28 protein-coding genes and 1 pseudogene are annotated in these 18,744 nt (G+C 55.9%); 11 read left to right on the forward strand and 18 right to left on the reverse strand.

The genetic code is table 11. The features are described from left to right. Window positions 1-27 precede the first annotated feature (27 nt). Both RZA33_RS09890 and RZA33_RS09895 read left to right on the forward strand, forming a co-directional pair. Complete coding sequence (locus tag RZA33_RS09890) at window positions 28-486, forward strand: hypothetical protein (RefSeq protein WP_008958467.1); 459 nt, start codon at window positions 28-30, stop codon at window positions 484-486. Further along, window positions 479-2,791: a heavy metal translocating P-type ATPase gene (locus RZA33_RS09895; protein WP_008958466.1), complete on the forward strand. Its 2,313-nt coding sequence runs from the start codon at window positions 479-481 to the stop codon at window positions 2,789-2,791. Before RZA33_RS09890 ends, RZA33_RS09895 begins: the two co-directional genes overlap by 8 nt. A 41-nt stretch (window positions 2,792-2,832) precedes the next feature. On the opposite strand, the pseudogene RZA33_RS09900 reads toward RZA33_RS09895, so the two are convergent. Continuing rightward, window positions 2,833-3,982: pseudogene (locus tag RZA33_RS09900) on the reverse strand (IS3 family transposase). A 444-nt stretch (window positions 3,983-4,426) separates the two neighbouring features. On the opposite strand from RZA33_RS09900, the gene RZA33_RS09905 reads away from it, so the two are divergent. The 4 genes from RZA33_RS09905 (at window position 4,427) to RZA33_RS09920 (ending at window position 6,189) form a co-directional block, all read left to right on the forward strand. Further along, a complete protein-coding gene (locus RZA33_RS09905) occupies window positions 4,427-4,720 on the forward strand; it encodes a hypothetical protein (protein WP_008958461.1) in 294 nt (97 codons plus the stop codon). Between the two features lie 84 nt (window positions 4,721-4,804). Further along, a complete protein-coding gene (locus RZA33_RS09910; protein WP_083024942.1) occupies window positions 4,805-5,053 on the forward strand; it encodes a helix-turn-helix domain-containing protein in 249 nt (82 codons plus the stop codon). 11 nt (window positions 5,054-5,064) lie between these two features. After that, complete coding sequence (locus RZA33_RS09915; protein WP_083024944.1) at window positions 5,065-5,490, forward strand: hypothetical protein; 426 nt, start codon at window positions 5,065-5,067, stop codon at window positions 5,488-5,490. Between the two features lie 12 nt (window positions 5,491-5,502). Then, window positions 5,503-6,189: a hypothetical protein gene (locus tag RZA33_RS09920; RefSeq protein ID WP_144816040.1), complete on the forward strand. Its 687-nt coding sequence runs from the start codon at window positions 5,503-5,505 to the stop codon at window positions 6,187-6,189. 39 nt (window positions 6,190-6,228) lie between these two features. Here RZA33_RS09920 and RZA33_RS09925 read toward each other — a convergent pair whose 3' ends face one another. From RZA33_RS09925 to RZA33_RS09935, 3 genes are all read right to left on the reverse strand, one after another. Next, the gene (locus RZA33_RS09925; protein WP_144816043.1) at window positions 6,229-6,900 is read right to left on the reverse strand and encodes an SOS response-associated peptidase; all 672 of its coding nucleotides are present in this window, start codon (window positions 6,898-6,900) and stop codon (window positions 6,229-6,231) included. 299 nt (window positions 6,901-7,199) lie between these two features. Beyond that, window positions 7,200-8,561: a hypothetical protein gene (locus RZA33_RS09930; RefSeq protein WP_322976197.1), complete on the reverse strand. Its 1,362-nt coding sequence runs from the start codon at window positions 8,559-8,561 to the stop codon at window positions 7,200-7,202. 296 nt (window positions 8,562-8,857) lie between these two features. After that, complete coding sequence (locus tag RZA33_RS09935) at window positions 8,858-9,385, reverse strand: hypothetical protein (RefSeq protein ID WP_317507653.1); 528 nt, start codon at window positions 9,383-9,385, stop codon at window positions 8,858-8,860. 223 nt (window positions 9,386-9,608) lie between these two features. Here RZA33_RS09935 and RZA33_RS09940 point away from each other — a divergent pair, with 223 nt between their 5' ends. The 5 genes from RZA33_RS09940 to RZA33_RS09960 all read left to right on the forward strand — a co-directional run bounded on the left by RZA33_RS09940 (window position 9,609) and on the right by RZA33_RS09960 (window position 12,182). Continuing rightward, entirely contained in the window at window positions 9,609-10,061 is a 453-nt protein-coding gene (locus RZA33_RS09940; RefSeq protein WP_317507654.1) for an antitoxin Xre/MbcA/ParS toxin-binding domain-containing protein, read from the forward strand. Further along, window positions 10,058-10,522 carry an RES family NAD+ phosphorylase gene (locus RZA33_RS09945; protein ID WP_317507655.1) on the forward strand — a complete coding sequence of 155 codons (465 nt, stop codon included), beginning with the start codon at window positions 10,058-10,060 and terminating at the stop codon, window positions 10,520-10,522. The genes RZA33_RS09940 and RZA33_RS09945 overlap by 4 nt, the downstream gene beginning before the upstream one ends. Before the next feature lie 205 nt (window positions 10,523-10,727). Beyond that, complete coding sequence (locus tag RZA33_RS09950) at window positions 10,728-11,477, forward strand: DUF4113 domain-containing protein (RefSeq protein WP_322976198.1); 750 nt, start codon at window positions 10,728-10,730, stop codon at window positions 11,475-11,477. 239 nt (window positions 11,478-11,716) lie between these two features. Further along, complete coding sequence (locus RZA33_RS09955; protein WP_322976199.1) at window positions 11,717-11,890, forward strand: hypothetical protein; 174 nt, start codon at window positions 11,717-11,719, stop codon at window positions 11,888-11,890. Window positions 11,891-11,981: 91 nt separating this feature from the next. Further along, on the forward strand, window positions 11,982-12,182 hold the full coding sequence (locus tag RZA33_RS09960) for a hypothetical protein (protein WP_317507657.1): 201 nt from the start codon (window positions 11,982-11,984) through the stop codon (window positions 12,180-12,182). 321 nt (window positions 12,183-12,503) lie between these two features. Here the strand turns inward: RZA33_RS09960 and RZA33_RS09965 are convergent, their stop codons facing one another. The 14 genes from RZA33_RS09965 to RZA33_RS10030 form a co-directional block, all read right to left on the reverse strand. Beyond that, complete coding sequence (locus tag RZA33_RS09965) at window positions 12,504-13,136, reverse strand: cytochrome c biogenesis protein CcdA (protein ID WP_317507658.1); 633 nt, start codon at window positions 13,134-13,136, stop codon at window positions 12,504-12,506. Window positions 13,137-13,236: 100 nt separating this feature from the next. Next, entirely contained in the window at window positions 13,237-13,437 is a 201-nt protein-coding gene (locus RZA33_RS09970; RefSeq protein WP_317507659.1) for a hypothetical protein, read from the reverse strand. Then, entirely contained in the window at window positions 13,431-13,709 is a 279-nt protein-coding gene (locus tag RZA33_RS09975; protein ID WP_317507660.1) for a hypothetical protein, read from the reverse strand. The genes RZA33_RS09970 and RZA33_RS09975 overlap by 7 nt, the downstream gene beginning before the upstream one ends. A gap of 64 nt (window positions 13,710-13,773) precedes the next feature. Further along, a complete protein-coding gene (locus tag RZA33_RS09980) occupies window positions 13,774-14,202 on the reverse strand; it encodes a TlpA disulfide reductase family protein (RefSeq protein ID WP_317507661.1) in 429 nt (142 codons plus the stop codon). A 167-nt stretch (window positions 14,203-14,369) separates the two neighbouring features. Then, window positions 14,370-14,726: a hypothetical protein gene (locus RZA33_RS09985; RefSeq protein ID WP_317507662.1), complete on the reverse strand. Its 357-nt coding sequence runs from the start codon at window positions 14,724-14,726 to the stop codon at window positions 14,370-14,372. Window positions 14,727-14,817: 91 nt separating this feature from the next. Beyond that, entirely contained in the window at window positions 14,818-15,099 is a 282-nt protein-coding gene (locus tag RZA33_RS09990; protein ID WP_322976200.1) for an ATP-binding cassette domain-containing protein, read from the reverse strand. Next, the gene (locus tag RZA33_RS09995) at window positions 15,045-15,374 is read right to left on the reverse strand and encodes an ATP-binding cassette domain-containing protein (RefSeq protein WP_322976201.1); all 330 of its coding nucleotides are present in this window, start codon (window positions 15,372-15,374) and stop codon (window positions 15,045-15,047) included. The genes RZA33_RS09990 and RZA33_RS09995 overlap by 55 nt, the downstream gene beginning before the upstream one ends. Before the next feature lie 117 nt (window positions 15,375-15,491). Further along, window positions 15,492-15,923 carry an ABC transporter permease gene (locus RZA33_RS10000; protein ID WP_317507664.1) on the reverse strand — a complete coding sequence of 144 codons (432 nt, stop codon included), beginning with the start codon at window positions 15,921-15,923 and terminating at the stop codon, window positions 15,492-15,494. A gap of 141 nt (window positions 15,924-16,064) precedes the next feature. Then, a complete protein-coding gene (locus RZA33_RS10005; RefSeq protein ID WP_322976202.1) occupies window positions 16,065-16,412 on the reverse strand; it encodes a hypothetical protein in 348 nt (115 codons plus the stop codon). Between the two features lie 142 nt (window positions 16,413-16,554). Beyond that, window positions 16,555-16,728: a hypothetical protein gene (locus tag RZA33_RS10010; protein ID WP_317507666.1), complete on the reverse strand. Its 174-nt coding sequence runs from the start codon at window positions 16,726-16,728 to the stop codon at window positions 16,555-16,557. Next, window positions 16,725-17,024 carry a hypothetical protein gene (locus RZA33_RS10015; protein WP_317507667.1) on the reverse strand — a complete coding sequence of 100 codons (300 nt, stop codon included), beginning with the start codon at window positions 17,022-17,024 and terminating at the stop codon, window positions 16,725-16,727. Before RZA33_RS10015 ends, RZA33_RS10010 begins: the two co-directional genes overlap by 4 nt. A gap of 29 nt (window positions 17,025-17,053) precedes the next feature. After that, a complete protein-coding gene (locus RZA33_RS10020; RefSeq protein WP_322976203.1) occupies window positions 17,054-17,617 on the reverse strand; it encodes a cytochrome c biogenesis CcdA family protein in 564 nt (187 codons plus the stop codon). Window positions 17,618-17,757: 140 nt separating this feature from the next. Continuing rightward, the gene (locus tag RZA33_RS10025; RefSeq protein ID WP_317507668.1) at window positions 17,758-18,045 is read right to left on the reverse strand and encodes a thioredoxin family protein; all 288 of its coding nucleotides are present in this window, start codon (window positions 18,043-18,045) and stop codon (window positions 17,758-17,760) included. Beyond that, a complete protein-coding gene (locus tag RZA33_RS10030; protein ID WP_317507669.1) occupies window positions 18,042-18,476 on the reverse strand; it encodes a heavy metal-responsive transcriptional regulator in 435 nt (144 codons plus the stop codon). The genes RZA33_RS10025 and RZA33_RS10030 overlap by 4 nt, the downstream gene beginning before the upstream one ends. Window positions 18,477-18,744: the final 268 nt, after the last annotated feature.

An 18,744-nucleotide genomic window follows, 5' to 3' on the forward strand; every position in this document is an offset into this window, starting at 1 on the left:
CGTTAATAGCGTTATAGGAGGTACCAAATGGACGTTAGAACCTTTGGTGAATTGATCGATTGGACCCGTCAGTTACACGAGCATCTTGCAGCTTGCCTTGCTCATTGCGCCGATATACACGAAGAAGAGCGCGCTCGCATGTTGCTCAATTACTTAGCTGCACAGGAAGCGGAAATGCAGCGCGTTGTGGCGCGCTTTGAACAGACTGCTGACGCGAAAGCATTAAAAACCTACGTTTATGACTATTTGGAGCATAAACCTATCCGTACGCATCGTACCTGCGATGCGCCCTATTCCACGCTAAGTGTTGACGACATTTGCCGAGAGGTTTTTGATTTCCATGAACAAACGATAAACCTTTATCGAACCCTCGTTGGCAAAGCGGAAATTCCTGAGGCTAAAGAGCTCTTAGATTCCCTTTTAGCACTTGAAGAGCACGAAGCCATGCGCCTTGTTCGCCAAACGGGGAGAATGAACGATGTCTGAAGACCATAACGAGACAAAGGTGAAAGACCCTGTTTGTGGCATGGACGTTGATCCCCATACCTCCCGCCACCGTGCCGATCACGCGGGTAAGACTTGGTACTTCTGCTCAGAAAAGTGTCAGGAAAAGTTTATTGCCAAGCCTGATGCGTATCTTGAGCCAAGCAAACAGTCACAAGCGTCAGTACCCTCGGGGTCTATTTATACTTGCCCGATGCACCCAGAAGTTCGACGAGAAGGCCCAGGCGACTGTCCAATCTGTGGCATGGCGCTGGAACCTGAGACCGTCTCTGCTGACACCGGCCCTTCGGACGAACTCAAGGACATGACCAGGCGTTTCTGGATCGGCCTAGTACTGACCCTCCCCGTGTTTGCCCTAGAAATGGGTGGCCACGTGTTTGGCCTTATGCATTTTATTTCCCAGCAAACCTCTAACTGGATTCAACTGCTGCTGGCAACGCCGGTAGTCGTCTGGGCAGGTTGGCCATTCTTTGTACGCGGATGGCGTTCGCTAGTGCATCGCAGCCTTAATATGTTCACGCTAATCGCGATCGGTACCGGCACCGCGTTGCTCTACAGTTTGCTGGCCACCCTCACACCGGGCATCTTTCCCGACGCCTTCCGTCAAGCCGATGGTTCGGTGGCCGTTTATTTCGAAGCAGCGGCAGTGATTGTCGTTTTAGTTTTACTGGGACAAGTATTAGAGCTACGCGCTCGTGAAAAAACCTCTGGCGCTATTCGTGCTCTGCTCGACTTGGCGCCTGCTACCGCTCGACGCCTTGATGATCAGGGCAATGAGGAAGATATCTCTCTTGACCAGGTTCAGGTAGGGGATCGTCTCCGGGTGCGCCCCGGCGATAAGGTGCCATTAGATGGCGAAGTGATGGAAGGTCGCTCCAACGTTGACGAATCCATGGTTACCGGTGAACCACTAGCGGTGAAAAAGGAAGTCGGCGATGGCGTCATTGGCGGCAGCATCAATGGTCAAGGATCCTTTGTCATGCGCGCTGACAAGGTGGGCCAGGACACGATGCTGTCGCAGATTGTGCAAATGGTCGCCAGCGCCCAGCGCAGCCGCGCACCCATTCAAGGGCTTGCCGACAAAGTCGCCAGCATCTTTGTACCCGTCGTTATTCTCATTGCTGTTGTGGCTTTCATCGCCTGGTCATTGTGGGGCCCTACCCCGCCGATGGCGTTTGGCCTTATTGCGGCGGTTAGTGTTCTGATCATTGCCTGCCCGTGCGCGCTAGGTCTTGCTACCCCCATGTCAATTATGGTCGGTGTAGGGCGCGGTGCCCAGTTAGGCGTGTTGATTCGCGATGCCGAAGCTCTTGAACGTCTAGAGAAGGTCGACACCGTCGTCGTCGACAAAACCGGCACGCTTACCGAAGGCAAACCACGAGTGACCGAGTTGATTCTCACTGAAGGCATTGCTGAATCGGAGCTTTTGCGCTTGGCAGCTAGTCTTGAGCGAGGCAGCGAGCACCCCTTGGCCCATGCAATAGTCGAAAAGGCTAAAGAGGCAGAGGTAAAATTAACAGAAGCGTTGGACTTCGAGGCTCCCAATGGCATGGGCGTTATAGGCCAGATAGATGGCAAGCGTATTGCCCTGGGCAACCGGCTATTGATGGAAAGCGAGGGCGTTAACACCCAGTCTCAAGACACACATGCCGATCAATTGCGCAGCGACGGTGCTACTGTCATCTTTGCGAGCATCGACGGGAATTTAGCTGGGCTGCTCGCCATTGCCGATCCGGTCAAGGAAACCACCGAAGAAGCCATTCGTTCACTCCAGGCTGACGGCATTCGAGTGGTGATGCTGACAGGCGATAATCGCACCTCCGCCAACGCTGTGGCACGTCGGCTAGGCATTGATGAGGTCGAAGCTGAAGTGCTTCCAGAGGATAAAGGCCGAGTGATTCAGCGTCTCCGTGATGAAGGGCGCATTGTTGTCATGGCCGGCGACGGCGTGAACGATGCACCTGCGCTGGCTACAGCGGATGTCGGCATTGCCATGGGAACCGGCACCGATGTGGCGATAGAAAGCGCTGGGGTTACTCTACTGCGAGGAGATCTTACCGGTATTGCCACGGCGCATAAGCTCTCAAAAGCCACCATGCGTAATATTCGCCAAAATCTCTTTTTTGCCTTTGCTTACAACGCGGCAGGCATCCCCATTGCCGCAGGGATTTTGTACCCCTTCACAGGTATGCTGTTATCACCGATTATCGCGGCGGCGGCGATGTCACTCTCTTCAGTGAGCGTGATTGGCAATGCTTTACGACTTAGGATGATTGCTATTAAGTAACAATATCTACTCGAAGATAAATCTGAATCGCCCCGGGTCTTCTAGACACCCGTCAGGCTCTGGAAATACCGCCGTTCGTACTCAACGGGTGACACGTCATCACTCGTGCCGTGGCGGCGTCTTGGGTTGTAGAACATTTCAATGTAATCGAACACATCGCTTTTAGCAGCCTCTCGGGTTGGATAGATACGCTGCTTGATTCGCTCTCGCTTGAGGAGCTGGAAGAAGCTTTCAGCAACAGCATTGTCGTGACAGTTGCCCCGGCGGCTCATGCTGCCCTCCAGATGATTGGCCTTCAAAAAACTTTGCCAATCCGAGCTGCTGAACTGACTACCCTATCCGAATGAATCATGACGGGCTTTTGGGGCTTCCTCCGCCAGACGGCGGACAGCAAGGCATCCAGTGCCAGATCTGTCGTCATGCGAGGCTTCATTGACCATCCCACCACCTGCCGAGAGAACAGGTCGATCACCACCGACAAGTAGAGCCAGCCCTCGTAAGTGCGGATGTAAGTGATGTCGGTGACCCATGCAACGTTGGGTGCCGTTACGTCAAACTGACGATTCAGGTGGTTAGGTGATACTACCGCTGGCTTGCCGCCATAGCGGCCCGGCCGTCGCCGATAACCGGTTTGTGAACGTAGTCCTTCCTCACGCATCAGACGGGCCACTCGATGCTTGCCACAGACTTCACCGATCTCTCGCAGGTCCTGGTGAATCTTGCGATAACCGTATACACCGCCACTCTCAAGCCAGGCGTGCTTGATCAGCCCCAGTAGGCGCTGGTCGTCTCGTGCCCGGTCAGACATGGCGTTACGGCACCAGGCATAATAACCGCTGGGGTGCACGTCCATCATGCTACACAACCGGCGCACCGGATACTGATTCGCATGGTCCTGAATGAACGCGTACCTCAGTCGGACTCCCTGGCGAAGTACGCGGTGGCCTTTTTTAGTATATCTCGCTCTTCTGATACACGTTTCAGCTCCGCCTTTAATCGCCGATTCTCAGCTTGAAGGTCATCGTCCTGCTGGCGTTGTTCTGCAGGCTTGGTATAGCGCTTGAGCCACTGGTACAAACTATGGCCGGACACGCCCAACCGAGCTGCGACCTCGGCGACGGGATGGCCCCGTTCTGTGACTTGCTTGACGGCTTCGATCTTGAATTCTTCGGTATATCGTTGACGGCTCATGAGTCCTCCTAACTGCCTTCAGTATAAGGCCTGGAGGTGTCTACGGAACCCGGGGCGATTCATAGGCGAGCACAAGCGAGGTAGGTTGCTCGGTAATAATAGTTTTCAGGAGATCGATGGCCTGGCGAACGCGCTCGGGCAGAGAGGTAGAAGCAGGCTCGAATGAAGCCGGCATAGCGGTGTCGGTGTCGAGGTTGATCGCTAGGTTCATGGTATGTCTCAAGGTCGTGTAGCTGATGACCTTTATAATAATGTGCAATGCACACTTTTTCAAGCTAAACGCACACTTTTATAGCTTCTGTTAATCAGCCTGAGCGAGCAATAAACAGCCTTAAAAGCGAGACTGCATGGGGTATTGATTGTTATTACAGAAGACTTACAAACATTGCAGTCGTGTGCATTGCACATTAAACTATCAGCAGTACCTATTAAATTGGAGGCCACATGGCGAACCTCAGGGCATCAACCGTGCAGATCGAGACGATCAAGGAGCATCCTGAGATCCAGCGTCTTATTCGCGACAATGAGTGCATAGCTCAGCTGGAGCCTTGGTCTGTCATGGAGATTCACCAAGCAGTCGATGGGCTGGTAGGCATCGACCTCGACCTACGAGACTCCACGCTGTTTGGCGACTTGTTGGCGCACTTCAACCAGGACAGCTCCCCTGCTCTTCCTGAAGCGCACACACAGGAGAGAGCCAGGGATCGCGCTAGGCGCTGCTGGGGCCTTGAAGCGTAGTCTCCACCTTAGATGCGCTGTAAGGCGCCATATATGAACGAACGTTGCTGGTAGGCACCAGTAGCGATATATAGAGAGATATTAATGAGCACTTCCGAGAAACCGACGAATGAAGCTCTCCGTCAGCTTATGGAGCGGCATGGCTTGAACCAGAATCATGTGGCCACCCTGACTGGGTATAGCGTGGAGACGGTGAAGGGTTGGTTCGCCTCGCCTGACTCTACCCGCTACCGCGCAGTTCGCAAGCCGGTATTGGAATCGGTGCGCCGCGCTATTGAGCTAGGCGAGCACTACAAGCTGGACGGGATAAAGATTCCCAAGACGAAAGGCTGAGACCGATAGAAATGGCACTGAATGATACGAGCCCGGAAGAGACGATAGTTACAAGTAACCAACCAGTACAGATTGACCTCGAATACACGGCCGATCGTAAAAGCGTTATGCGTTTGGTGGCGCTCATTGGCCAGGATGGCCGACTGTGGTCAGACGAGATGTATGGCTATGCTAAAGAGCGCGCAGACGAGAAAGAGCGGCTGACACTCTACCCTTTCGTGCTAATAGACATGACAGGGGAACATCGATGGTTTCAGGCTGAGTGGGGTAACGATGATCCGACAGCAACTATTATCGACTTCAAGGGCAGGCCCTTGGCAGTAGATGACGAGGTAGAGCGTGTCGACACATTTCAGGGCCAGGATGAGCGCTCTGTGTATTCAATCACCTCGATCCGCCCTTGGCGGGGGATAGCGGGATGGCCAAATGAAAACTGATAGAGGTTCCTTATGCCCAACAGCTTGAGAAATGGTTTATCGAAAAGCGCGATGCAAGCTCTTGTCATCAATGCTTGTATCGATAGATTAGAGGATTTTCGTAAATACACTGATGAGCTGGACAGCAAATTCCATAGTGATAAACAAGCGCTTATCAATTCCTATGATTTGCCGCGTGAAAACTTCGGTCGAGATGAGTATGAATATCAGGAGATAATGGAATTTCTTTCTGATGATGTTTCGCAAATAGAAAACGTATTCGTTGGGACATTCAGAAGGTCCACCGTAGTTTCCTTATATTCTTTCCTTGAAAAGCAAATGGTCATGCTTTGCAAAAGGTTGAAGAAAAAAGATAATCTCCCGATCTCACTGGCAGACCTGCAGAAGAGTGGAGTGGAAGGCTCGAGGATTTATCTCTCGAAAATTGCAGGACTAGATTTTCAGTCCAATGGCATGAACGGCTATTGGGTGGATCTTATGAAATTTAACAAGGTTAGAAACCAGATTGTCCACGAAGAAGGCTATGTCAAAAGAAGCGAGCCACCTGGAGAACTCACATCACTTGAAGTGATAATACGTGATACAAGCGGTCTATCTTATGGCTGGAATAATCAAATTACGGTTGAGAGAGCCTTTATTGACTCTACGATCGATACAATTGAAAAATTCCTGACTAACCTTTACAAGCAAGCGCTTTGAGTTAAAAGCTACTTTGGCGGTTTGCGATGCATGCCTGTTCTAGCTTCTCTTGCGGCGACCGGATTCTTTCGGCATTGGCTCAGCTTGTAGCCGGTGAGCAGGGTATTGCCTCATGAATGCCATGCTTTCCGCTGCTGGTGCGGTCAGCCAGTCCTTGAGCGCCCCATTCGGCAAGATGACTACCATTCTCTTCTCACTGCCCTGGCGATGGTAGTTTTTCATCATGGTGTGGTCGTCGGCGTTGACCGTGAGCATCGAATAGCTATACACGGTTTCACCGTCAGGGTTGATCCAGCGTTCCCAGAGACCTGCAATGCTCATGAGCCCTCCATCTGCCCGAGTGATACGAGTCGGAACCGCTTTCCCGGAGCGCCAATCAGGTTCGAAGATCGCCTTTGCGGGAATGATGCAATGTTGCCCCAGACGCCATGCAGAACGGAATGATGGCTTGCTGGCGACCGTTTCTGACCTCGCGTTATAAGTTCTCCTCGCCAGCTTAGTGTCCTTAGCCCAAAACGGCAGTAGGCCAAATATTCCAACCAGTGCCTCTAACGGGGGAGCTGCCTCGTCATGGGGGTCGCTCGATTGTGGCGGACGGAGAAACGGGCCGGAATACCCTGGCCAGAGTTCGCTTTGCATCTCTTGTTCTGGCGTAACTTTAAAGTCATGCAACAGCTGATCGGCGTCAGGCGCCTCATATCGACTACACATGTCTCCTCCCTCCGAGTCAATCGCATTGAGCTGTGTTGCTAGGGATAACTGGTGTATCCAGCGCAAGCAAGCGTCACCTCAAGTATGGCCGAATCGGAAGCTCGTCAACAGATCATTGAGCTGGTGGTGAACCATTTCCTCGCCTACATACGGCTCATTTAGCAAGTGTTAACCGAGTATTGGCTGGTCAAGGATGCGCTGGTGGACAAGGCTAATTCTGGTGGCACCCTACTCAAAGTCTTCGCGGACGCCTAGGCCAAGGCAAAATCAGCTACTCTCTGCTTGAGTTGGTGCTGATGTCATGAGCGCCAGCTGTTAGCAGGCTTGGGTATGAACGCAAGTTCATCTAGCTTGGCAGCTAGCAGATGAATCATATTGAAGTTGCTCAATTCGCCAACGAATTCTGCAATCGCGTCCAGGGGCCTTGGAAGCAGTTCCAGTGTCATTAATGCAGGATCATCTGAGAGAACCTGGTAGTAACGAGCAGTATTCAGCAACTGATCTGCACGCTGAAGAGCGACAACTGGCTGATATCCGAACTCCCTGAGGCAGCGCTCAATGGCTTGGATTGAGATCCAATAGCGGCTATGGATGTTCTCACGGGTATAGACGACGCCTAGCAAGGCCACGAGTTTCCACTCACGAGACGGCACCCCGAACATCCAGTCATATTCTGTGCGTGTTTCAACCGCGGTAGGAATGGCTTCCAGGTCCATTCTGTGAATATCTCGTTCGAGGTTGTGCCGGGCCATCGGTAAGCAAAACCGTGTTGATGCAGCCACCTTGCCAGACCGGACACCAATACGCTGACAGGACGCGGAAAGTTCCATGGCGAGATGGCGCATCTCATGAAGATCAAGTTGCTGACGTTCTAGCTCCCAGGTTTTCTGCCTCCGCTGCAGCTCAACCTCAGCCTCGCGTTGACGTGCAGCCTCGGCTTCGCGTCGCCTGATTTCAGCCTGTTTGATCGCTTTTTCTCGCGCCAGGCGTTGCTCCTCCTCCCATTGGCGCTTTCGCTCAGCATGTTTCTTTTCCTGTGCCTGAAAGTAGGCTTCCATCCGGGCATGTTGTTCGCGCTGGCGCTTCTCCTCTTGCTCCCTGGCGATCCTAGCCTGTGCTATTCGTTTGTTGGCCTTCTCGATCTGCTGCTGGCGTCCTGGACGTAGCTTTGCCTGCTCCGCTCCGATCTTGGGATTTACGATCCAGTAGGCCCGTTGATAGTTAAATACATGCTCTTCGAGATCGGCCGGTGTTAGGTTCCGTGGTATGTCCCCCAGGTCGATTTCGATGCAGCGCTGGCCACGGGACTCAAGCCGCTGCTGCTTTTCCGCGTCGATGAAATGGGTTACGGCCACCTCTACTAAGATTTCTATCTGGCCCAAGTTCACGATAAGGTCTGGGCGGATGTCCCCTAGGCTGAACTCAAGCTTCGTATCATCCACCGCCTGCCGATCGCGGCCGGGGAAAATGACCTTAGATTCGGTGTGCTTATAGCCAAGGCTATCCTTCCCCTCAAGTATCGCCTGAAGCAGAGGAATGGGGATTTCCTTTCGGTCTGCGATCAACTGCTTTGCGGCTAGGTGTATTCCGGTTTCAGTGCCCCCAGCGCATGGTCGGGTGCCTCTGGCATGTGCGAAATAGTGACGGACAATATCCCCCATTCTCGCCTCAAGCGGCGTTCTGCACCCAGGACAGACACAGCCGCTACGGCCGCCGCGTTCGGCCCTGGTGAGCTGGCTGATATGCACCAACCTGTTATTGCGGATGCCGTAAGGGATTTTTGCGCTGTTTTTCATGTAATTGCGTCAAGAGAGGTCGTGCTGAGGGAGTGTGCTCGATAGCTCTCCCCTGGTAAAGGGACTAAGCGGCGTGAATTACAGCCGGAAGCTAACCGCCCTGCTCGATAGTGGTGAGCTGCTAAGTTGTCAGGTTTGGCTCGCCATCAATCGATCTTAGGCTAGGCGTCCGCATCTAGTTCATCGAGAACGTCGAAGATTGAATAGCCGCGCACTTCGCTAGAATTGGGCTTTGGACTGCCAATGTCGCTCACGAGGTCAGTTTCCGGTGTGATCATCACAATGTCATCGGTCACAGCTCGAGCGTTCCGCTTCAGAAGTCGATCATGGAAGGACGGGACCGTATCTATGAGGAAGAGATCGTAGCCGGCTGAATGGGCAACCTCGAAGATGGCCTTAATAGTGCGCTTGCCAAGCCGCTCCCAACGTAGGGCGAGCGGCATCATTATGTTACTAAGCTGAAGCTGCTCGGAGTCGTGCAAGAAGGTGACAGAGAGGACCAAGGTTCTGACAGGAGAATCGGCATCTTGCTGACAACGGACCTGCAATCTCGCTCTGCCTGTAGGCGAATGGTACTCAAGTTCGAACTGATGCCAAGGCAGGGTCGCGAGCTTTGGCTCCAATAGCTCTTTAGCCGCTTGAAGTACGCTATTTTCAAACACTTGGTTATGATCGGTGGACGTGGACATGCAACCTCTCCTGTTCTTTCGGTCTACTTTACCACTCTCTGTTGGGGCCGTGCTTACGCGATAAGCAATGTTGCGATACTCGCGGAGGGCAGCCCTCGGGCAAGCTGTAGCGCAGAGGGGCTAAAGGTGCCCGCGCCTAGATCTGCCTGGAGTTGCAACCGCAGTGACAGTCTTGTGATCTTCTGATACGCTGTTGTTATATCAAATGAGTGGAGGAGAGGCCATGGAAGCTGCCATCGAAGAGTATCGGCCGAAGCCTAAGCCCAAGAAAGACGACTTTTGGAAGGCCCTGGGTCTTCCTGCGCGTGGTGCACAACTGCATGAGGCTTTGGAAAAAGGCGTCCCGTACAAGGTCTACACGGAGCTTGCTACTGCGTCTGGCCTGGAAAGCAAGGAGCTGGCGCGTTATGTCGTTATCAAGCCGGCGACATTGCAGCGGAGAGCCACGGCTGGGCGCTTCAAGCAAGACGAAGGCGATCGGCTGTATCGCTTTGCCGAGGTCTACAAGAGCGCTGTTGATCTCTTTGAAGGAGATCAACAGCGGGCGAGACGCTGGCTCCTCACTTCAGTGCGCGGTCTCGGTGGTCGGCGACCGGTGGAGATGGTGGCGACGACTGCTGGCGCTGAAGCTGTGCTGGATCTGATCGGACGGCTTGAGCACGGCGTCTTCGCGTGAGTACGGTTCGTGGTTACCGCCTCGTCAAGCGGAAGTGGCTCCAGACGGCCTTCGATGGGGAGGGAGCCCGCTTGTACGGCGGCCGGTGGAATAGCAAGGGGAAGGCCTGTGTGTACCTCGCCAGTGCTGAATCACTGGCCATGCTTGAGGTGATGGTTCATCTCGATGACTACCGGTTGTTGACACACTATGCGCTGCTGGAGGTGGCGATCCCTGAAAATGCCCTGATGCGTCTGCCTGCCGATAGTCTACCGGAAGACTGGATGGAGGAGCCGGCGCCCTCCTCGACCGCGGAGATCGGCGACAGCTGGCTTGAGAGCCAATCGAGCCTCGCGCTGGTGGTCCCAAGTGTCGTGGTGCCTCGAGAAACGAACTACCTGATCAACCCCAACCATCCCGATTTCCAGGCATTGGCCGACAGTGCCAGGGAAGTCTCGTTCACCCCGGATAAGCGCTTGTAGCGCCTTTCCTCGCCCTTGGACAGGGACGGTTTGAGACCCCCACCTTCTGCCTAGCTTGGGGATACCTGTATCGATCTCGATCGGGGTGGCGCCGTCTCGCACTCTCGCAAAAGTGGCCACAGGCATTGCCAAAAAGCAGCCCGCCTTCCAAGGGGTCTGTGTCCTTGAAGCTGATCATTCCGCTACACTTGGCCACCTGGAACGCATGCACATAACCGATCTGTGGGGCGTGGCCAAGCGAACGGGTGAGAAGCTGGAGCGTATGCGTATCCGCACCGCATTGGATCTTCGCAACGCGGAGCCAAGGGAGATCCGCAAGCGCTTTGGAGTGGTGCTCGAGCGTACCGTTTGGGAGCTACGTGGGGTTGATGTGATCCGGCTTGATGACATCGACCATAAGCGAAAGAACATCATGACCAGCCGCACTTTCGGGCAGGCAACCGGCAACATGGAGGATCTGCGCGAGGCGGTGCGATCGCATGCCCAGGCTGGCGCGGAGAAGGTACGCCGCCAGCAGTCAGTCGCTCAGGCCATCATGGTCTTTCTCTCGACACCAAGGTTCCGCAGTGATCTTCCCCAGGACTACCCCAGCCTTACCCTTCCATTGCCGATGCCAACCGATGACAGCCGGTTAATCATCGGTGTCGCCCAGCGTGCCCTGGAGATGATCTATCGCCGGGGCTACCAGTACGCTAAAGCCGGCGTCATGATGATTGACCTGACCGATCGTGACGGCTTGCAGCTCGATATGCTGTATACCCAGGAGACCGAGGAGAGGCGCCAGCAGTCGGCGAAGCTCATGGGAGTGATGGACGCCCTCAACCGAGAGTTCGGTCGAGGAACTGTCACGCTAGGAGGCATGAGGAAGGATAAAAGGTGGCGGCAGAAAAATGTACGGCAGACACCGCGCTTTCTTACCTCCTGGAGAGAGCTACCAGAAATCAGAATGGGGTGAGGCCTGCGGACAAGCCCACCCCCGAGGCCCTTCATTCCACAGCTTTCATCCCTGGCGGGGAAGAAGTCGTTGCGTGAGCCGTTCGGCGAAGTTATCCACGTTATCCGGCGGCACTCCTCCTCCTAGATCGACCACGTGATGGTGGCCTGTATAATGTAGGCTTGAATGTATGGTTGAACCGGGTAGGTGCCGGCCCCCACTGGTACAGCTTGTTGAGGCGGTACTTGGCCCCCGAGGCCATGACTCAAAAGCGCCAGCACATCCGCATGCCAGCGCTTGCCTCGCCGATACCGGGGACATGGCATGACTCTCGTTTCAAGGTACTCCGATTTGCCTGGCACGGTGATAATAGTTTTTACCAAGGCTTTGGCGTGGGCATTGAGTGGGTGCTCTTGAATCGGATGCTGGCTTAGAGTGCGAGCCCTAGGGCGTCAGGCTTGACTTTGGAGCTGAGCCCAAGGGGTACGATAGGACTATATCTGCGACTACTGGGATGCCGTGAATATGAAGAAGACTAGCCTCTATGAGGAAGTATTTGCTACCTACGAACGCGCCTGTCGCGACGAAGATTTTGAGGTGGCTGATCATCTATTTCAAACGCTGGAGGCCATCGCTCAGCGGGAGGGCGAAGAAGCATGGTTGCAACGAGCTTACGCCGTGTTCATACGCTCGGTGCCCAAGTATCGTGGACTGGTGCATCACTAATAAAGCCCGAATCGGACTGGTACTTTGATATAAGCTTGATAGCCTCGTACCCCAAGCCCGCCAGATTGTTGAAGCTGGCGGACTCCCACTGGAAATTATGCAACAAGGAACGCTACTAGCAATTCAGCGTATCTGTGCGCCCATAAGCCCGAGCCAGCCGGGCAGCCGTGCTTAGATGAGAAATAAACCCTATCGGCAGTAGCAACTTTACCAAAGATCTGTCGAGCCCACTCTCTATGATGACTAAAGGTTACTAGCCACGGTACGCTTCTGGCCAAGATAGCCGTCGGTTTCTATTGGGGCGATGGGATCAAGGCGTGCTTAACGCCACTCCTCTATATCGGTGGCCACGCCGAAATAGACCGACCAAGCCGCTAATCCCAGCAGCACAAACCCTGTCCAGCGTGGCGCGTGGCTAGACACGCTCGCGAGACGATCCAGAAAACGCCGCCCCTGGGGTAGAAGCACGGCCAGGATCAGGGGAATTGAGAGCGCTAAACCGAACAAGGCCATGCTGATAAAGCCCTGAACCCAAGTTTGGGCGCTGGTCGCCGTGGTGGCGATCAACGCGAAGAGCAATGGCGCCGCGCAGGCGGGGATGTTAAGCCCCAGCACGAGTCCTAGGAGAACCGAACCACGGCGGCGCGGGACTGCATTCAGGGAGGGCCCGAGACGCCGGCTCAGCCAGCCGCTGCGGCCACTCAGATATAGTAGTCCGAGGCCGCCATAGACCAGCCCCAGAATCAGCCACACACCCTGTTGAAATATGAAGAAACCACTGCCGAGCAGTGCCGCTACTATGCCCAGCATGCCGATCAGCAGCGCCCGGGTAAGGCTGAAGATCAGCATGTGTCGGGCCTTGCTCCACCCCGACTCGCCTTCCAAATACTTTACCGCCCACAGGCTCACGCCGATGGTGCAAGGCTCGATAAAGCCCAGTAGGCCAAGACCCAAGGGGGATCAATGTCAAGTTAGTGAGGCTGATCGTATCCATCGGCAGAGTTCCTTTCCCAGTAGCGGGAGGCTTTCCCAGGGCAACTGCTGGAGCCGTAAACTATTGAATCAAATGGCCGCTTATCGGGCCTTCCAGCAATTGCCGCCTGACGAACCAGAGTTGTAGGAGCGGCAAGATGATCCACTGGGCCACCGGTGCCAACCCAGTCTCCAATAAGGGCAAGACAGGCATGGCATCCGTGTATCCCCAGAGGTTCAGCGGCCCGGTCGCAAGTTCCTCAAAAACGACCGTGGTCAGCATGCCCATACCCAGAAATACCCAGAGGCCTTTTTGTCCTCGTCGAGGATCCAGAAACGGAATCGGACGGCGACACTGGCTGACCAGAACGCGGCAAGCGAAATGAGCACATCGCCCAGCGTGGCTCGGATAATGAGCAGGACAACCGTGTAATAGTGCGTGTTTCGAAAACACTCGTATAACGGCGTCTGGATGAGTTCACAGACAAAGTGCAGGAAGAAGGCGACAATACCGATATGAAGCTCTGGCGCATTGAGGAACGTTTTTTTATTCATGACCCAGTCCTGACTTATTGAGGCGCATGGTAGACCGACCGAGTCGGGTCGACGCTCTGCCGTATTAACTGCCCTGCCCTGCATTAATAATCTGCTGCAGGAAACCCTGCATGGCTTCGCTATCCCACTCGGCAATACCAAGCTTACGGCCCAGCTCCTCGCCGTTGAGGTCGAGCAGTAGCGTTATTGGAATACCCGGGGCGTTGACCTCGGTAATGGCCTCGCCGGTATCGTCGACATACAAGTCAAGCCGACGCACATCAATGTCCGTGTAAAACTCGCGGACGGCCGCCAGGCCATCCTTATCGCTCGATAGCGCCACGACCTGGAATTGTGGACTACCCAACTGCCCCTGCAGACGATCCAGGGCCGGCATCTCCTTGCGGCAGGGCTGGCACCAGGTGGCCCAGAGGTTGAGCAGCACAACCTGTCCCTGGAATGCTTCCAGGCTGAGTGCCTCACCATGGGCATCGACGAAGTTCACCTCCGGCACCGATCAGGGCTCGTCCCACAGACTGAAGCCCAGTTCGGTCGCCGTGTGGGCATCAATACGGGGGTCGACGGCCTCACTGCAGGCGCTCAAGATCAGGACTAAGAGCCCGGCCAGCGTCAGTCTCCTCAATGGCGCGGGCGGGGTCCGCCTTTGAGGGTGTTCAACGCTCATGGCGCCACCACGACAGAGGCGGCCACCTTTGGCCCTTCCTCGCTCGCGCAATAGGTTGCCTTCACCTGATTTCCTTCCAGCTGCGACAGCATGACCAAATGCTCGCCTTGCTTGAGTGGTACCGCCCGGGTAATCTCCAATGTGATTCGCTCTGCCTCGCCCCCATCCACCGGCCTGAGCGCCAGGGTGCCCGCGCACACCCCTGGATGCTCGGGCGAGGGGCCGCAGAGCGTCATTTCTGTCCCCATGACCGTGCCAGAGATGGCCTGCTCATCACCGACGAGGGTAAACCGTTGTTCGGGCTCCGCGCCGCAGCCCGCCAAGGTCAAGGTAGCCAGGAGCGCCGCCCCCAATACGCCAGCACTGATTAATTTTTGCGCAGAATCAGGCGCCGCTCGCTATTCACGCTCACCTTAAGCATGGCTGTGGCCCTCTAAGCCGCGTCTAACAGCTTGCCGTCTTTGAATGCAGCACGCGGTCCGCCCGCAGTGCCAGCCCCTCGGAATGGGTCACCAGGATGACCAGTCGCTCCTGAGCGATCTGCTCCAGTAACGCTGAAATGGCCTCGCCCGATGCCGAGTCCAGATTGCCCGTCGGTTCATCGGCCAGGACCACCGGCGGATCGTTGGCGATTGCCCGGGCCACCGCGACGCGCTGCATCTCACCGCCGCTTAGCTCGTTGGGCCGGTGCGTGAACCGCTGCCCCAGCCCAACCTGCTCCAGCAACGCTTACCCCGCGTCATCCGCTCTTGTTTCGGGACCCGGTTGAACTCCATCGGCAGCATTACATTCTCAAGGGCATTCAAGGTCGGAATGAGGTTGAAGCTCTGGAAGACAAAACCAATCTTCTTGCGCCGGAAGACGGCCAGCTGTGCTTCCGAGAGACCGCTGAGACGCTCCCCGGCTACGATAACGTCGCCTTCCGAAGCATGGTCCATCGCGCCAAGCAAATGCAGCAGAGAGGATTTGCCGCTGCCACTAGGGCCGGCGATAGCGACCATCCCACGCGCCGGCAGCGTCAGAGGCCGTTACGGCAGGACCGCCTCTGCGCTGGTAACGCCTGCTGACGCCCTCCATGGCAACAAAAGGCTCCGGGTTCGACGTGATGGCAACATTATTCATGGCGAATGGACTCCAGAGGCGATAGGCGAATGGTTTGATAGGTGCTGTAAAGGCTGCCTGCGAGGGCGACTAGCAGTGCGGCCCCGATCACCGTGGCGAGGGCCATCTGCGCCAGGCCCACCGTTAAACTGAGACTGGGGGCAAAGGCATCCTGATACCGCGCCAGCAGCCAGGGGTAGCAGCAGTCCCTTCATCACGCCCGCGTCGGTCAGAGCGAAGGCGCCGACGCACAGCAGCGCACCGATCAGGGTAAAGGCGATCGCTTCGGCTAAAAGGCTGACAACGATTGATCCTGCCGGTACGCCCAGCGCCTTCAATGTGCCCATCTCCCGTCGGCGTTCCCGAACCAGGAGCAGCATGAGGAAGAACACGGCGATGAGCACCAGCGCATAAGCCAGCACGCTCCCGGTGACGGTCAGCTGCTGCACGCTGCCGCTCACCCGCGTTTGAAAGGCCGCCACGTTGGTCGGCGCGAGAATACCGACCTGATTACCTAGCTTCTCGCGCAGCGCCGCCGCGACAGCTGGGACATTCTCGGCACTGTCGGTGGCGACGTAGAGTCAGGAAAGCTACTCCGGTACCCCGTAGATCTCACACATAGTGGAAAGCGGCATGAAAAGTTGTATATCGCCGAAGGTGTACCCGCTCGCGTAGATGCCGACCACTTTAAGGGTCCGCGAGGGCCGATCCATGGGATAGATCATGGGATGGCCCCGGCGCAGATCGAGCTTCACCGTGGCCGATCCTAGCTCATCCGCGCTGATCCCCAGAAACTCGGCATAGCCCCGACGGGTGATGGCGAGTGAACCACTATCATCGGCCGCGGTTAGATCACGCCCGGCGATCAATCGCGGCAGCCCCGCCTCGTCATGGGATTCCGGACGCTTGGTGTTCCCGTCTTCGACCCCGATGATCATTGCAAAGCCCATTCCCGCTGTCGGTGTCATGGCCAAGAGGTACGGCTCGACTTTGGCGGCGTGCAGCGTCGAGCGCGCTCGCCGGTATCAGATCGCCGTTTCTCACCATATTGATATGGCTCATCGGACCCCGAGCCCGCAGTTACAGCGTATTGTTGATATTCCCCTGCAGGGCCTCGGTGCGCGCTGACATGCTGTTTCCGATCGCCGTCATCGTTAACGCCAGGTAGAATGCGACACTGAGGAGTCCGAGGACGCCGAATAGGCGCAGCCGACTGCGTGTGAGGTTGCGCAACCCCAACCAGGTCATGCTCATATAGTTTCCTTAAAGGCGACGGCGGGACTTAAGCCCAGGATTCGGATGACGGGATACACGCTGCCGATCAAGGCAAGGGCGGCAGCGAACAGAAACATGGGTAGGAGCTGCGCGCCTAACGGGAACGCGCGCCCGAACAGCGACTCGGTAAAGTGCGCGCCGACGGCCGCGACCACTTGCACAATAAGCTCGCTGTGCGATGCGCCCAGCAATAGGGCCAACAGCGCGACAATCAGGGCCGCGCGGGCACCGCTGCGAAAGGGATTGCGAACACCACGTACAACCGTACCGATCATGTTCCAGTCCACTTTCAGAAAGTGAGAAGCTAAACCGCCAACGCCGGAATGAAGAGGAAGTACGCATTCAGCATGTAAAGGCCTGACAGGATCAGTAGTATGGCGCCGGTGATCTCAAATGCTTTTTGATACCGCGCCAGTCCACGTAGCGATTGCAACCAGCTCACCGCCACCGCGCCCAGAATGATTGGGACCGCACGCCCAAGCGCAAACGCGATTAGTAGCAACATGCCGAACCAAGGCGAGCCGATCCCGGCGGAGACGCCCAGTAGTACCAGTAATGCAGGTGTACAGAACGGACAGACGGCCACGGAAAATGGCACCCCGAGAGCGAACGCACCCCAGGCGGTCGCGGCCCGTTGTGCCCGCATGGGGATGGTCGGCAGCGGCACTTTGATCCAACCCGGCCACATCAGCCCGAGCACAATCAATAATGGCCCCAGCACTAGGCCCCACTGACGCCCGAAGAGTCCTTGGACCCACTGGCCCCCCAGACCTGCGAAGAAGCCCAATACGGCGTGAGTGACGAGGAGCCCGAGGATAAACATACCGCCAAAGACTACCGCCTGGCGGGGTTCGCGCGCCTTCGTCACATAGCCGAGGGATACGGGAATGGCGGCCAGGGCTACCGGGTTGAAGCTGAAAAAAATCCGGTGAACGCACCGATGGCAATGGAGGCAAGACTCGCCTGCTCAAGAGTCGTCTTGAGGGTTTCTAGATCCACGATGCGTTCCTAATGGGTGCGCGCGCTAGCAGGTTGGCCCTCGAGCCGTTTGAGCAGTTCCCGCCGTAGCGCCTTGGGCTTAGGGAGCGAAGCGAAGACGAGCTTGCCATCAATGGCCAGGGCTGAGGCACCCATGACGCCAAGATCAATGGCATAGTCCATTTCCTCAAGGAGGTCGACCTCGCGCCAGAGAATCTTGTCGGGACTGAAATCTGCAACGGCCTCCCGAAGTTTGGCCTGGGGTTTGGCGCAGTTGGGGCAGTCGGGAACGGCAAAAACTTCAACCTTAATCGTCATGATGATTCCTCGCTTTGCGATGGCACGGCAAAACCCGCCTCCAGAGCAGCCACGATCGGACAGGCCTCCAGGGGCTTGTCATTTTGGGCTAGGCAAACGTCAATCAGTTCACTGAGCGCGGCTGACATCGCTCGCAGCGCGCGGATCTTATGCTCAAGCTGCAGCTTCTTTTCAATGGCATGGCGGCGCACATCTTCACAGCGGGCACCCTCGCGCCCTTGGATATCCAAAAGTTCACGCACTTCTGACAGCGAGAAACCGCACTGCTGGGCATGTTTGATAAAATTCAAACGCCTCAGCGCGTCCGAATCGTAAAGCCGGTAGCCAGCGCCCGTACGCTCCGTAGGCGCGAGCAGTCCTTGCTTTTCGTAATAGCGCAGACTGTCCGCACTCACCGCCAAGCGTTGGGCGGCTTCACCAATTGTCAGCATAACGTTGTCTCCTATACTCACAGTCTAAACCTTAGACCATAGACCATAGACCATAGACCAGAGCCAAGAGCTTTTAAACGGTTATTCGATGCGACTTGGACCCTGTACTGGGGTGGCTTTTAACTGTGCTCAATGGCAGCGGATTGGATCACGTGCGGAAGTTGGCATAGCGTGAGGCCTGCACAGCATGCCGTAGCGTCGTTGCTGAGCGCCTGCAGATCCCGCTTGACCTTGGACCACACTCCAACCTGTAGAATCCGCAGACTTA

This window comes from Halovibrio sp. HP20-59 (assembly GCF_033052795.2).
Classification (GTDB): Bacteria; Pseudomonadota; Gammaproteobacteria; order Pseudomonadales; family Halomonadaceae; genus Vreelandella.